The organism is Clostridium sp. UBA5712, from assembly GCF_002419845.1.
GTDB classification, from domain to species: domain Bacteria; phylum Bacillota; class Clostridia; order Clostridiales; family Clostridiaceae; genus Clostridium_J; species Clostridium_J sulfidigenes.
Genome location: NZ_DIGW01000010.1, coordinates 12,345 through 24,565, shown reverse-complemented (window position 1 = coordinate 24,565; position 12,221 = coordinate 12,345). Strand labels below are relative to the sequence as shown.

The following is a 12,221-nucleotide window of genomic DNA, read 5'->3' as shown; positions in this document are numbered from 1 at the left end:
TGATAGGATAAAACAACTATATACAAAAAATCTAGTATAAAACTAGAGGGAGGTAGCGGTAATGGAAAATGAAAAATATTCACAAGAAAAAATTGATATGTTCTGGAAAACATTTTTGAGGGAAACGAACAGAAATGAAACAACAAAGTGTTTAGAGGTATTCCATTTTGAATTAACTGAAAAATGGGCCAATGAACTGTTGCGTTTAGTATTAATTGGGCAAAAGAGGGCTACAGCAAGTAGTTTATTGAGGTATGAAATTGAAGGCGAGCGTATACCTCAGGTTGGTGATTTAAGTATTGTCACTGATTGGGAAGGTGTACCACGATGTGTTATTGAAACTACTGAGATAACAATTATTCCATTTTCAGATATTACTTATGACATTTGTAAGCGTGAGGGTGAGGATGATACATTGGAATCTTGGGTTGAGGGACATGCTCATTTCTTCAAGGAAGATGGAAAACAGCTAGGGTATGAATTCAGTGATGATATGCTAGTGGTTTTTGAAGATTTTGAAGTAGTATATCAAGTATAGATATTATATAAAAATAAACCTAATATGTAATGTTATTGTTGAGATATAACGTTCTTATAAATCGAATTAACAACTTATTAGACACATAAAAGTGTATAAAATGAAAGGAGGATAGATTTAGTGAGGGATTGGTACTTACAATATAATCTCTCACTAAAGATAAATTATGAATAAAGACAATATCAAAATAGAAATACCTAATGAGGAAGAAATAGATTATATTGATGAAATGCTTATGGAACATAACAAACTGTCTAAACCATTTGAACAAGAGGAGCCATACATTAAGATAAATCGTTGTATTAAGAATGAAAAGGGTGAAGTTATGGGAGGCATATTAGCTTACTCTGTGTTTTGGCACATCTTCTATATTGACACATTGTGGGTTAAAGATGATTATCGCAATAGAGGGTATGGTTCAATACTTTTGAAAGAGGCAGAGGATGCAGCAAGGAGTCAGGGATGTCATATAGCACATCTAGATACCTTCGATTTTCAAGGACCAGACTTTTATATGAAGAATGGATATAAGGTTTTTGGAATTTTAGAGGATAGCCCTAAAGGACATAAGGAGTATTTTTTAACTAAGAAATTATAAATGAAGTTAAGGGAAATATTTGAATTGAAATGAGGAGAAAATTTTAATGATCTATGAAGTAGATAGTAATTTAAGAAAAAATTTATGTTCTGTTTTTAAAAATATAGATTGTACACTTATTCTTTCATGCCTTCAAGGACATATGGGAAAAGCTTGGGCTGATGACATTGAAAAACCAACAGTTGTACAGGTTATAGTAGGGGTTTTTGCATTTTATGCAGGAAACCATAACAGTAAGGAAGCAGAAGAACTATTATATAATTTGCCTGAGAATATTTTAGTTATCGTGGATACTGAAGAGTGGAAAAAACGTATAGAAATTATTCATAAGGGACGTATGGAAAAGTTTCAACGATATAGATTTAAAAGGGATATTAAGAATTTAGATGTTGATCATTTAAATACATTTCTATCAACATTACCTGAAGGATATGAGTTAAAAAAAATAGATAAATCTTTAGCAAAAAATCCATCACTACAAGAGTTATCAGAAGATTTTACAAGTCAGTTTAAATCCATAGATGATTATATCAATATAGGCATTGGATTCTGTATTTTGCATAATGAAAAGATTGTATCGGCAGCGTCATCTTATAGTGTTTACGATGAAGGAATCGAAATTGAAGTTGATACACTTCCAGAATATAGAAGGAAAGGGTTAGCAACTATAGCAGCTGCTGCATTAATTTTAGACTGTATTAGCAAGGGGAAGTATCCTAGTTGGGATGCTGCTAATCTTGAGTCCGTTAAGTTAGCTCAGAAGCTTGGATATGTATTAAAAGAACCATATGATACTTATTATGTTAATTATATAAGATAAATTTAAGAAGAAGTTTGACTATGAAGTTTAAGTTTGTACCTATGAATGATAATTATGCAAAAACAATGATTAATGAATGGAAATATGAAAATGAATATTCCATATATGATTATTGTAATGAGGCAGAAGATTTATTGGAAAAGAAAAATTGGGGTTTCAGTAAATTTGCAGTTTTAAATGAAAAAGAAATTTTAGTAGGGGAATTAACTATAAATTTTTTTAGAGAAGTTGAAGAAGATTCAGATGATGATGGTTATGTTGATATAGACACCGTGAAAGATAATCCTGATATAAATTATGAAATGTGGGTTGGTTTTGGGTTAGAACCTAATTTAACAGGAATAGGTTTAGGAAAAGAGTTTGTTTCTGCTTGTGTCAATTTTGCAGTAGAACATCATCAATATAAAGGTGATTATGTAAGGTTGGGAGTAGCTGAATTTAATGAAAGAGCCATAAAAACTTATGAGAAATCAGGCTTTAAAGTATTTAGTGAATATGATGGCGAGATTGCAGGAGAGAAAGTCAAAGTATTATGGATGAGAAAGTCGCAATCGTAATCTATTGTGCTATAAGGATTGTAATAAGAAACAACGAAATTAAGGAATATGAAAAGGAGGATGTATGATGGTTAAAATACTAACAAGCGGATTTTCTAATGGATTCCCTGATGATTTTAACAGACTATTGAAGTCATATATAAATACGGGTATGAACTTTGTTTTTGTGGCTTCTGAATTTGAAAACATATATGACAAAACGGATTGGTATTGTAATCACTTTTTAAAGATGTTTTCTGATTGTGGAATAACTTTTAGTAGCGTAAAGGTTATAGATGGCAGAATGTCAAAAGAAACTGCACAAGATATAGTTAGAAATGCCGATGTTTTATGGCTCGCAGGTGGCGATACACCAACACAGTTTGCTTATTTGGAATCTTATGGACTGATACCATGTATTAGAGAACAAAAAGGTGTAATTATCGGAATGAGTGCTGGTTCGATAAATATGACGAAAACGGCAGTGTGTACATTAACTTGCGAACATGATGAACTGAAAATATATGAAGCACTCGGATTAGTTGAATTTTCAGTTGAACCTCATTTAGATAAAAATAATATAACCGAGGAGTTGCTTTTACTTTCAGAAAAATATCCATTGTATGGTATATGTGATGACGGTGCTATCATATGTGCAGAGGATAACACCTTATACATAGGTGAAGTATTCTTGATAGATAAGGGACAAGTAATTCGAGTTTGACATATTACAATTTATTAATTGAATATAAGTTAATACGCAACTTTCATATATCACGAATTATTAACAAAGTTATACACAGAAAATAGTCTAAAAATAAAAGAAGTGAATTTTACTTAGAGTTAATAGCTCTTGCTATAAAGGTATGAAGGTAGTTGTATATGATAAAGTTGAAGATAGTAAAGGAGTTTAAAAATACGTGATATATAAGTTTCAATAAATAAAACTCATTAATATTCCCTAATGTGATCTAAGATTGCAAGTAAATTTAATGTAGAGACTTTATTAAAACATATATAATAAAAAATCTAATTATAATTAGAGAGAAAACAGGAGGGATTACTATGAATTTTAAAATAATAGGTAGTGGAGGATGTGTTACACTACCAAAGCCACTTTGCTGTTGTAGAGTATGTATGGAGGCTAGAAAGAAGGGAAATCCTTATGCAAGATTTGGATGTAGCATATATCTAGAAGAAGCTAAGCTACTTATAGATACCCCAGAGGATATTTCTCAAAGCTTAAATTATGGAGAAATTAAGGAAATAGATAGAGTTTTATATAGTCATATGGATCCAGATCATACCCTTGGTATGAGGGTATTTGAACAGCTTCGACTAAATTGGCTAAATATTTCCCAAGGAATAGAATGTGAAAATCCCATAGAAGTTATAGCTATGGATCATGTAATGGAGGATTTAAATTCCATACGCTCAAAGCATGGCTCATATTTTGACTACTATCAAAAAATAAGAAATTTAATAAAAAGACATGTGGTTAATGATTCAATACAAATAGGAGAAATAAAAATAACTCTAATTAAGGCTGAATCTGCTACAGTATTTGTTTTTGAAGAAGGAGAAAAGAAGCTTATATATGCTCCTTGTGATGTAAAACCTTTCCCAGTGAATGGAATCTTTAAGGATGCTGATGTAATGATTATAGGTAATACAGTTATTGGTGATGTCTTAAAGGGTGACTTTAAGTTAGAAGAGGACAATCCTTTAAGAGAAGAATTATTTGTAATGGATGAGATAGTGGACTTAAAGAATAAATATAATATTAAAAAGGTTATAATGACACATCTTGAGGAAGATTGGGGAAAATCCTATGATGATTATTTAGAGTTACAAAATCATTATGAAGATATTAGCTTTGCTTACGATGGAATGGTAATAAAATTATAAAACTTATTCAATAAGAGTACAAATCATTTATATAGAAAAAGGGGGTGTATTTAGTATGAGTTAAGTCTCATACTATGAAAATTATGAAGGTGGTTATATATGATAAGGTTAAGGATTTTTTAAACATTAATGAAGAGATACTTCTTGAGAAGGAATCAGTAAACCAATTAATATTATTTAATGCATATGTAAATAGAGAAAAAGATACTGATAGTGATGTTTTATTTGGGCGTGTAGAAGATGAGTCAGGAGTATCCCTTGTTTTCTGTAATGTGAGTCCATATAATTTGCAAATAAACAATTTAAAAGAAAAAGATGATAATGCTATTAAAGCATTAGTTGATTATTTGATAGAAAATAAAATTAATATAGTAGGTATTAATGCAAATAAAAAAGTTTGTGATAAATTTATTGAATATTATGAAGGTAAAACAAAGTGTCAATTCAAGGAACGCTTAGCCATGGATATTATGGAGTTGAGAAAATTAAATTCTGTTACATTGCCTAAAGGGTATTTTCGAGAAGCTACAGAGCAGGATTTAGATTTAGTAATAGATTGGCATATTAAATTTGGAAAAGAAGCTTTAAATGAGGACATGGTTGTAGAAACCTTTATAGAAAAGCTAGTTACTAGAATTAGAAATGGAGCTATATATATTTTCGAAGATGAAAATCATGTGCCAGTTTCTATGGCAGCATTTACAAAACAATTAAAGAAAGGAATTTCTGTTAGTTTAGTTTACTCAGATGCTAGAAAGAGGGGCATGGGCTATGGAGTTGCTGTAGTTTATAACCTAAGTAAATTATATTTAGAAAGAGGAAATGAGTTCTGCAGCCTCTTTGTAGATAAACGCAATCCTGTATCTAACGGAGTTTACACTAAGATAGGATATAAAATTATTGAAGATAATTTTGATTATAGAATTGTTCAGTAGGGATTAAAGAGAGAGTAATTTTTAGAATTTTCAGAAAGCTAGGTGACTTATGATGATAAACATTATAGATACTTTTAAGGATTATATGGGATTGATGGAAGAAAACTTAAATAAAGAGCCTAAGGAAAAGATGGAGTTATGGGAGAAGTTTTACAATAGTAATTTTCCAGAGATGGGGAGAAAATAGATGCTTTAGTTTGTCACGAACTTTGTCATGTAGTTCACTTTCAAATAAGAGGTGAATCAAAATTACCAAAGCAGGTAGAACAGAGTAAGTATAATGAAGGAATCTGGAATATATATGAGGAAGGCTTTGCCCAATATTTTCAACAAGTATTAGGAGAGAGTAGTTTTGATTCTAGGGGAGAGCAGTGGAGCATTGACTGTGAAGAGTTAGAAAAAGAACTTAAATTAAAATATGTAGAAGCTTTAAAGGACAAATAAAAAGGAACTAGAGACTTTTATGGTGATTGGTTCAAAGTTTTAGGTATCAGTGATGTGGGGTATTTCTTAGGATCTAAGCTGATAGGTGAGTTAAGTAAGAGATATACCGTGGAAGATATAGCAGCTATGGATTTTAATCTTATAGAAAAAGAAGTTTTAAGCTATTTAAAAAGTTAAGTTTTTAAATAGTAATAATCACAAGAGAAGGAAATAGCTTTTACAATATGCTAAAAAGTAAAAAATAAGGATTTATTAAAGGCGTAAAAGAAAAGAGGAATAATATGAAAAGATTAAACTTATATTATTTTGGTGATATAGAAGTTTATGATAAATATAACCCTGCATATGTGTGTGATGAAAATTTTGCATCAGAAATATTATATATTATTGCAGAAAATGAGGCATTTTCATTAACACAGGAGGATATAAGTAAATTTATAGATATTGATAATCATAGGTTAAATAGTATTATAAGTAATTTGAAAAGAATAAATGCAATAGAAGAAAATAAAGAAAAATTTAAAATAAACTTCCCTATATTTTTAGAGAGTGATATTGAAATCATGGATGTATATCTAAAGAATGTGGGAGAGCAAATAGTAGATATAATTATTAGGATAAAACCTTTAGTAGTTGAGAAGCTTCAAAATTTATCAAGTTATAAGATTTTTGATGAAGAAAGATTACTATATCATATAATTTGTGACATGATTTTTGATGGAATTGCCTTTGATTTTTTTGAACAAAGAAATGTATTTACTAGCTCTAAGCTTCAGCCAGGTAATAGGAATTATATGATAATTGGATATGAAGACAGCTATATTGTTGATAGTTATAGCAATAAACCTTTATGCAGTAGTAATAATTATGGAAGTAATAAGTTTATCTTTAATAGTTTTGGAGATTCTAATGGAGTACGTAAAGATATGTATAGATTTTTTAGAATGACGCAACAGAGTATTAGAAATTCAACTCCTTTCCAAGATTTAAATCTACCATATATAAAAATTATAGATAAGGTTAATAAAAACACTGCGGAAAAATGTGGCCAACTAATGTGGGGAATTTTTAGTGAAGCAATTAATTATAATGAGTTGTCAAATGAAGATAAAGAGTTAGCAATTTTTCTTAAAGAGATGGACTACATAAACATAGATGAAACAGATAATAAATTATATTGTAATGTACCTATATTTCAAGAAAGAGATATGAAAATAGTCACCGAAATAGGTGAAATTATTCTTATAGAGATCCTTGAAACAGTAAAAAATACGTTAAGTAGCATAGAGAAATATTCCAAGGGTTTAACGGCAATTAAGCATAAAGTGAGTATAAAGGAAGTAGAAAATGAACTTTGGCATCAAATATTTGGACGTGCCAATGAGGATTTAATAAAAGAAGGAATTGTAGCTAAACCATATGAGAGTAAGAAAGAAGGAAGATACTTAAAGAGCATGATGGTATATGATTAATAAAAATAGGTTTATAGAAAGAAGTGATGAATATGAAGGATGACATATTAAAGCTAGTAAAATTAGAAAATCGCAAGGTGCTTATATTAAGAAAACCAACTGAAGAGGATTCAGAGGCTATGATTGAGTATCTAAATATAGTTGGTGGAGAAAGTGACAACCTTCTTTTCGGTAAAAATGAGTTTAGACTTACTCTGGAGCAGGAAAGAGAGCATATTAAAAATATAAATGAAAATAATAATGCTCTTATGCTCCTAGGTATTATAGATAATCAAATAGTTAGTGTTTCTCAAGTTAGTGCTCCGAATAGAAAAAGAATAGCCCATAATAGTGAATTAGCTATTTCAGTAAAAAAGGAATGCTGGAGCATGGGAATTGGCACTACAGTTATGAAAGTATTAATAGACTTTGCTAAGAATCATGAAACTATAAAAACTATAAGTTTAGGTGTTAAAGCTAGCAATAAAAAAGCTCAACATCTTTATGAGAAGCTTGGATTTGAAAAAGTGGGAGTTCATAGAAACTTCTTTAACATAGATGGAATTTATGATGATGAAATTCTTATGGATTTATATATAGAATAAAGGCGTATTACGGGGATTTAATAAAAGGTTAAAGAGGAGAAATATAAGTTGGAAAAGCAAGAATTAAAAGAATTGTTAAAGAGTATAAAGGAAAATGATTATAAAGTACCAGAAGGGGTAAATCCATATGAGTTATCTTTGAAAATGATGGACAATATAAGGGATATTGATAGTGAATTACGTGATGATCTTATACTTTCCAATCTATTTACTTGGATATATGAAAATCAGCTATCAGGAAAGCAGGTTAATGAGCTATTGTGGATAGCTTTAGATGAAAAGCATATTCTTAAGGGTTTAGGTAATATTGATGATTCGGTTTTCGGTAGAACCTTTTCAAGTGAAATAGTTGCAGCATGCATCTATAGACATAGAAGTGATAAGTTCTTATCTAAAAGTGATATTGAAAAGGCCTTTGATATTCTTTTGAAATTTTATAATGAAGATAAGGATGTTAGAGGATATGTAGAAGTTAAAGGCTGGGCTCATGGAGCTGCCCATGGTGCTGATGCTCTTGATGAATTTGCTAAGTGTGAAGAAATTGGATATGAGAGATTAAAAAACATACTAGATGCATTTTATAAAAAGTTAAATATAAATTATTATGGATATATTCATTTTGAAGATGAACGTATGATTACAGCTATTAAATCTATATTGGAAAGAGAAATAATACCAATAGAAGAAATAGAAGCTTGGGTTAAGGGGTTCAACAAAATAGAAAAAGTGGGAAGATATCCAGAAGATCTAGTCATTGCTTTTAATGTCAATATATTTTTGAAAAGCCTGTACTTTAGACTAATTGATATACCTAAATATGAGAATATTGCAAATACAGCTAGAGAAGTATTGAATGAAATAAGTAGATTTAAATAAGGGGAGTAGAAATGATAAAGGTAATGCAGATTTCAAGCGATATTGCAGATATTATCCATGATATACAGAAAAGGTCATTTAAACAATTGCTTGACAAATATCATGATTATGATGTAAATCCTGCAATGGAAAGTATTGATATGGTTAAAGAAAAGATGGATAGAGCCAATACTACTGCTTATATTTTTAAACTGAACGACGTTAATGTTGGCTGGGTTAGAGTAACAGAATTAGAGGAAATGACTTATAAGATATCAGCTTTATGTGTTCTTCCAGAATACCAAAATAGGGGAATTGCACAAGAAGCATTGAAACAAATAGAAAGTTATTATCCTAAAGTACAGAAGTGGGTTTTGGATACAATATTTCAGGAAAAGGGCAACTGTCATCTATACGAAAAATTAGGATATAAAAAAGTTGGTGATCTAATACCGATAAATGAAAGAATGACACTTGTTAGTTATGAAAAGATATGTAAAATATAAGATTGATTATTTACTAGAAGTAATTTTAAAATTATAAGATAGTTCAAACTTGCCTAATTTGAAAAAGAGGAGTGATACTAAGTGACAAGTCATAATATTATGCATGAAGTGAAAATTGACAAGTCGTGCTTTGAGGTATTTCCAGAATTAGAATCTGATAGATTAATATTTAGAGAGGTAAATCCAGAAGATGTAGAAGAGATATTTAAGATTTATAGTGATCCTGAAGTTGCTAAATATGATTGGTTTACACCCATTAATACTAAAGATGATGCACTATCCATAATAAATCATTACAAAAATGAATTTAAAAATAAAGAAGAGATTACATGGGGTGTAGCAAGAAAGAATGATAATAAAATCATTGGATATTGTAATTTAGGGAGCTTTGATGATGCTTCAATAAGAAGCGAGATTGGATATGGATTTAATCGTGATGAATGGAATAAAGGATATGCAACTGAAGTTATAAGGGTTTTGGTGAAATTCGGATTTGAAGTAATGAACTTTAATAGGATAGAAGCCACTGTAACCCTTGGTAATGAAGCGTCTGTAAAAGCTCTAAAAAAAGCAAACTTTGTTCAAGAGGGTATTTTTAGAGAAAGAACGATTATGAAAGGTGAGTTTGTGGATGATATTGTATTAGCCATATTAAAGAAAGATTATAAAGTATGATGATAAAGTTCTTATGGATTTATGCTTTTAAGTAAATAATTAGGGGATGAGTTTTTGAAAATTGGGGTTATTGGACCAACGGAAAATGAAATTATGCCTTTTATTGAGGAGATTTCTAATAAAAAAGTAGAAAATGTTGCTATGCTGACATTTTACAGTGGTATATATGAAAACAGAGATGTTGTTGCATTGTATTGTGGGGTTTGTAAAGTAAATGCAGCCATTGCAACTCAAATATTAATAGATAAATTCAATGTTACTCATATTATTGTAACAGGGGTAGCAGGAGGAATAGATAATATATTAAATATTGGAGATACTGTTATTTCAACAGAAATAACATATCATGATGTGGATGAAGGTATCTTGACTGAATATCATCCATGGATGGAAAGTATATACTTTAAAGCAGACAGTAAGCTGGTTGAATTATGTAGAGCAGTGATAGATAAAAATACATTCACTCAAAAAATATTCTTTGGAAGAATTGTTACTGGAGAAGCCTTTATAAGTAATAATGGTCGTACTGAAATAATTTCTAAATATCATCCACTTTGTGTAGATATGGAAACGGCAAGTATTGCTCATGTGTGTTACGTGAATAATGTTCCATTCATAGCAATAAGGTCTATAACAGATACAGAAGATCAGTGTGGGGTAGAAGTATTTGAAAAGAACTGTGTATCAGCATCAAATAATTCAATTAATATGGTTAAAAAAATATTAGAGATGAGGTGGATGTAACATGAGAACTGAAAAGGAAATGTTTGATTTAATATTGAGTGTTGCAAATAGAGATAGCCGAATTAGAGCTGTTTATATGAATGGTTCTCGGGCAAATCCTAATGTGAAAAAAGACATTTTTCAGGACTATGACATTGTTTATGTAGTTACTGATACAGAATCTTTTCTGAGAGATGAGGATTGGATAAGTGTTTTTGGTGAGCCAATTATTTTCCAAGAACCTGATAAGCTTGATAAAATGCAAGGAAGAGATGTTGATTTTAAAAATGGCTATACTTATTTAATGCAGTTTACAGATGGAAATAGAATTGACTTGCATATTCAGCCTATAGAGATATTAATAAAGGAATATGGAAAAGATAAATTAACTGTTCCTTTACTTGATAAAGACAGCTGTTTACCACAAATACCAGCAACAACTGATGAAGATTATTGGGTAAAAAGACCTACCTATGGACAATATTATAGTCGATGTAATGAGTTTTGGTGGGTAGCGCCATACTGTGCAAAAGGACTTTGGAGGGAAGAAATTCTTTTTACAATAGAGGTAATGAATAGTTATGTAAGAAAAGAATTATTAACTATGTTATCTTGGCAGGTGGGGATTCAAACAGAATTTAAAGTAAGTATAGGGAAAGCAAATAAATATTTAAAAGAATATTTGGATTTAGATGTATGGACAAGGTTAATGAGTACCTTTAATATGAGTGATTATGATTCCTCTTGGAATGCACTAATTACAACATGCCAGTTATTTGAAGAGATTGCACCTAAAGTAGGTAAAATATTTGGATATGAATATAATTATGAAGAGGCTAAGAGAAGCTATGAGTTTATAAAGCATATCAAAGAATTACCGAGGGATGCTACAGAAATATATTGATTAAATAAAAATATATAGTAATTGGGGTGGGATAAAATAATGGTAATCTATAATGATATTTTAGAAAGAACTGAAAGGCTTGAAATAAGGGCACTAAAATTAGAAGATTATAAAGTATGGCTAAGGGGGTTCAAAGAACAGAATGAATCTCAATCTCCTTATGATGAGGGATGGTTTGATACATCTTTTATCACTGAGGAATGGTATGCTAAGAAATTAAAGGAACGAGAGGAACTAGGCAAAAATGATTCCACCTATATGTTGAATATTTTTCGTAAAGAGGATGGAGCTTCAATTGGTTATTGTGATATTACAACTCATGTGCGTGAAGACTTCCAATATGCAAGGGTTGGTTATACAATACATAATCAGTTTTGGAATAAAGGTTATGGAAAGGAGAGTATAAAAGCACTAGTTAATATAGGATTTGAAGACTTGAATTTTCACAGATTAGAGGCTCATATAAATCTTGATAATATAGTTTCTAAAAAAGTAATTTTATCAGCCGGTTTTCATTTTGAAGGAATTAGAGAAAAGTTTATTCTGGAAGATAATGAGTGGAGAGACAATGAAATATACTATATTATTAATAAAAATTGGAAATATAATAAATAATAGTTAAGAATAGATAAATGAAACTTTTTTAAAGTGTGTAAGAGTTTAAGGAAAGATGATATGTAGATTAGATGGAGAAGAGGATTTGGAAGTTCTCGCAGAATGAGA

General features: G+C 30.1%; 17 protein-coding genes. All 17 read left to right on the top strand.

Going from position 1 to position 12,221, the window contains the following annotated elements; all coding sequences use genetic code 11:
- The first annotated feature begins 61 nt into the window (after window positions 1-61).
- Window positions 62-538 carry an ASCH domain-containing protein gene (locus B3B03_RS04185; protein WP_346847468.1) on the top strand — a complete coding sequence of 159 codons (477 nt, stop codon included), beginning with the start codon at window positions 62-64 and terminating at the stop codon, window positions 536-538.
- A 166-nt stretch (window positions 539-704) separates the two neighbouring features.
- Entirely contained in the window at window positions 705-1,136 is a 432-nt protein-coding gene (locus tag B3B03_RS04180) for a GNAT family N-acetyltransferase (protein ID WP_346847467.1), read from the top strand.
- Between the two features lie 46 nt (window positions 1,137-1,182).
- Window positions 1,183-1,956 (top strand): GNAT family N-acetyltransferase, encoded by a 774-nt coding sequence (locus tag B3B03_RS04175; protein WP_346876544.1) that lies wholly within the window; start codon window positions 1,183-1,185, stop codon window positions 1,954-1,956.
- Between the two features lie 20 nt (window positions 1,957-1,976).
- Window positions 1,977-2,513 carry a GNAT family protein gene (locus B3B03_RS04170; RefSeq protein WP_346876543.1) on the top strand — a complete coding sequence of 179 codons (537 nt, stop codon included), beginning with the start codon at window positions 1,977-1,979 and terminating at the stop codon, window positions 2,511-2,513.
- A gap of 127 nt (window positions 2,514-2,640) precedes the next feature.
- Window positions 2,641-3,216: a Type 1 glutamine amidotransferase-like domain-containing protein gene (locus B3B03_RS04165; RefSeq protein ID WP_346847464.1), complete on the top strand. Its 576-nt coding sequence runs from the start codon at window positions 2,641-2,643 to the stop codon at window positions 3,214-3,216.
- Window positions 3,217-3,557: 341 nt separating this feature from the next.
- On the top strand, window positions 3,558-4,400 hold the full coding sequence (locus B3B03_RS04160) for an MBL fold metallo-hydrolase (protein WP_346876542.1): 843 nt from the start codon (window positions 3,558-3,560) through the stop codon (window positions 4,398-4,400).
- Window positions 4,401-4,474: 74 nt separating this feature from the next.
- Window positions 4,475-5,335 carry a GNAT family N-acetyltransferase gene (locus B3B03_RS04155; protein WP_346876541.1) on the top strand — a complete coding sequence of 287 codons (861 nt, stop codon included), beginning with the start codon at window positions 4,475-4,477 and terminating at the stop codon, window positions 5,333-5,335.
- Window positions 5,336-5,387: 52 nt separating this feature from the next.
- Window positions 5,388-5,522 carry a hypothetical protein gene (locus tag B3B03_RS04150; RefSeq protein ID WP_346876540.1) on the top strand — a complete coding sequence of 45 codons (135 nt, stop codon included), beginning with the start codon at window positions 5,388-5,390 and terminating at the stop codon, window positions 5,520-5,522.
- Between the two features lie 311 nt (window positions 5,523-5,833).
- Entirely contained in the window at window positions 5,834-5,956 is a 123-nt protein-coding gene (locus tag B3B03_RS04145; protein WP_346876539.1) for a hypothetical protein, read from the top strand.
- A gap of 104 nt (window positions 5,957-6,060) precedes the next feature.
- The gene (locus B3B03_RS04140) at window positions 6,061-7,251 is read left to right on the top strand and encodes a hypothetical protein (RefSeq protein ID WP_346876538.1); all 1,191 of its coding nucleotides are present in this window, start codon (window positions 6,061-6,063) and stop codon (window positions 7,249-7,251) included.
- 26 nt (window positions 7,252-7,277) lie between these two features.
- Entirely contained in the window at window positions 7,278-7,835 is a 558-nt protein-coding gene (locus B3B03_RS04135) for a GNAT family N-acetyltransferase (RefSeq protein ID WP_346847806.1), read from the top strand.
- Window positions 7,836-7,883: 48 nt separating this feature from the next.
- Window positions 7,884-8,711, top strand: a complete 828-nt coding sequence (locus tag B3B03_RS04130) for a DUF2785 domain-containing protein (protein WP_346876537.1) — start codon at window positions 7,884-7,886, stop codon at window positions 8,709-8,711.
- 11 nt (window positions 8,712-8,722) lie between these two features.
- The gene (locus tag B3B03_RS04125; protein ID WP_346876536.1) at window positions 8,723-9,196 is read left to right on the top strand and encodes a GNAT family N-acetyltransferase; all 474 of its coding nucleotides are present in this window, start codon (window positions 8,723-8,725) and stop codon (window positions 9,194-9,196) included.
- Window positions 9,197-9,277: 81 nt separating this feature from the next.
- Window positions 9,278-9,871: a GNAT family protein gene (locus B3B03_RS04120; RefSeq protein WP_346876535.1), complete on the top strand. Its 594-nt coding sequence runs from the start codon at window positions 9,278-9,280 to the stop codon at window positions 9,869-9,871.
- A gap of 54 nt (window positions 9,872-9,925) precedes the next feature.
- Window positions 9,926-10,615, top strand: coding sequence for a 5'-methylthioadenosine/adenosylhomocysteine nucleosidase (locus B3B03_RS04115; RefSeq protein WP_346876534.1), 690 nt, complete (start codon window positions 9,926-9,928; stop codon window positions 10,613-10,615).
- A 1-nt stretch (window position 10,616) separates the two neighbouring features.
- Complete coding sequence (locus B3B03_RS04110; RefSeq protein WP_346876533.1) at window positions 10,617-11,498, top strand: aminoglycoside 6-adenylyltransferase; 882 nt, start codon at window positions 10,617-10,619, stop codon at window positions 11,496-11,498.
- A 39-nt stretch (window positions 11,499-11,537) separates the two neighbouring features.
- A complete protein-coding gene (locus tag B3B03_RS04105; protein WP_346876532.1) occupies window positions 11,538-12,113 on the top strand; it encodes a GNAT family N-acetyltransferase in 576 nt (191 codons plus the stop codon).
- The last annotated feature ends 108 nt before the right edge of the window (window positions 12,114-12,221 follow it).

Bases quoted from the DNA above. Each gene is read 5' to 3' on its own strand.
- B3B03_RS04185 (WP_346847468.1), top strand. From the start codon at position 62: ATGGAAAATGAAAAATATTCACAAGAAAAAATTGATATGTTCTGGAAA.
- B3B03_RS04180 (WP_346847467.1), top strand. From the start codon at position 705: ATGAATAAAGACAATATCAAAATAGAAATACCTAATGAGGAAGAAATA.
- B3B03_RS04175 (WP_346876544.1), top strand. From the start codon at position 1,183: ATGATCTATGAAGTAGATAGTAATTTAAGAAAAAATTTATGTTCTGTT.
- B3B03_RS04170 (WP_346876543.1), top strand. From the start codon at position 1,977: ATGAAGTTTAAGTTTGTACCTATGAATGATAATTATGCAAAAACAATG.
- B3B03_RS04160 (WP_346876542.1), top strand. From the start codon at position 3,558: ATGAATTTTAAAATAATAGGTAGTGGAGGATGTGTTACACTACCAAAG.
- B3B03_RS04155 (WP_346876541.1), top strand. From the start codon at position 4,475: ATGAAAATTATGAAGGTGGTTATATATGATAAGGTTAAGGATTTTTTA.
- B3B03_RS04150 (WP_346876540.1), top strand. From the start codon at position 5,388: ATGATAAACATTATAGATACTTTTAAGGATTATATGGGATTGATGGAA.
- B3B03_RS04140 (WP_346876538.1), top strand. From the start codon at position 6,061: ATGAAAAGATTAAACTTATATTATTTTGGTGATATAGAAGTTTATGAT.
- B3B03_RS04135 (WP_346847806.1), top strand. From the start codon at position 7,278: ATGAATATGAAGGATGACATATTAAAGCTAGTAAAATTAGAAAATCGC.
- B3B03_RS04125 (WP_346876536.1), top strand. From the start codon at position 8,723: ATGATAAAGGTAATGCAGATTTCAAGCGATATTGCAGATATTATCCAT.
- B3B03_RS04110 (WP_346876533.1), top strand. From the start codon at position 10,617: ATGAGAACTGAAAAGGAAATGTTTGATTTAATATTGAGTGTTGCAAAT.
- B3B03_RS04105 (WP_346876532.1), top strand. From the start codon at position 11,538: ATGGTAATCTATAATGATATTTTAGAAAGAACTGAAAGGCTTGAAATA.